The organism is Candidatus Thiosymbion oneisti, from assembly GCF_900092655.1.
In the GTDB taxonomy this organism is placed as follows: domain Bacteria; phylum Pseudomonadota; class Gammaproteobacteria; order Chromatiales; family Chromatiaceae; genus Thiosymbion; species Thiosymbion oneisti.
Genome location: NZ_FLUY01001617.1, coordinates 1 through 811, shown reverse-complemented (window position 1 = coordinate 811; position 811 = coordinate 1). Strand labels below are relative to the sequence as shown.

At 60.3% G+C, this 811-nt stretch carries 1 protein-coding gene; it reads left to right on the top strand.

What is annotated here, in order from left to right:
- The first annotated feature begins 238 nt into the window (after window positions 1-238).
- A complete protein-coding gene (locus BQ17_RS16445; protein WP_089728896.1) occupies window positions 239-502 on the top strand; it encodes an FmdB family zinc ribbon protein in 264 nt (87 codons plus the stop codon).
- The last annotated feature ends 309 nt before the right edge of the window (window positions 503-811 follow it).

The window sequence follows — 811 nt, the reverse complement described above, 5'->3', positions numbered from 1 at the left end:
ACGGAAATTGCGAAAAAACGCAATGACGCAAGGACGCCAAGACGCAAAGAAAGAACAAAGAAACTTTGCGTCTTGGCACCATTGCGTCCTGGCGTTAAATGGGCCGGAAAGTGGGCGGTCAAGCATAAATTTTTCAAACTGGGCCACTGCCAGCCATGCTCACATCTTGCCTCGACCCGCGCCCTGAATATAATGCCGCAGACTTAAGAAACCATTGCCATTTCTCAGGAGAACCATCATGCCCACTTACGATTATCGCTGTGACGCCAACGGCCGGGTGTTGGAGGTCAACCACCGCATGAGCGAAAGCCTGTCCACCTGGGGCGAGCTCTGTAAGTACGCCGGCATCGAGCCGGCCGGCACCCCGACCGATGCCCCTGTCCACCGCCTGGCTACCGGCGGCAGCCCCATCTCCAGCACCAATCTCGGCAGCGGCACCGCTCCCGCCCCTGCCTGCAACACCGGGGCCTGCTGTCCTACCGGCATGTGCGGCCTCAATTGAGGCGATTTCCTCAAAAAGGTCGGTCGGGTTAGGCATGGTTCCGGTGTTCGGTTGTCCGATCAACCCGGGCTTGTCATAGCCCGACTGCCAAGAAAACGACGCATCACGCGGATCTTCACGGATCGATTCGTGCCGATCCGTGCGATAACATCCCAGCGGTCCGCACCGCGGACCCGACCAATAATCAGCTGGTCAGCGTAGGGTCCGCTGCGCGGACCTTCGGAAGCTCGCATAGGGTGGGAAAGGCCAGGCGCCGTCCCGCAGGGAGCCTGGCCGCATCCCACCGCAAGGCGGGATGCGCTGCGCTTT

Coding starts and splice junctions, on each gene's coding strand:
- BQ17_RS16445 (WP_089728896.1), top strand. CDS start 239: ATGCCCACTTACGATTATCGCTGTGACGCCAACGGCCGGGTGTTGGAG.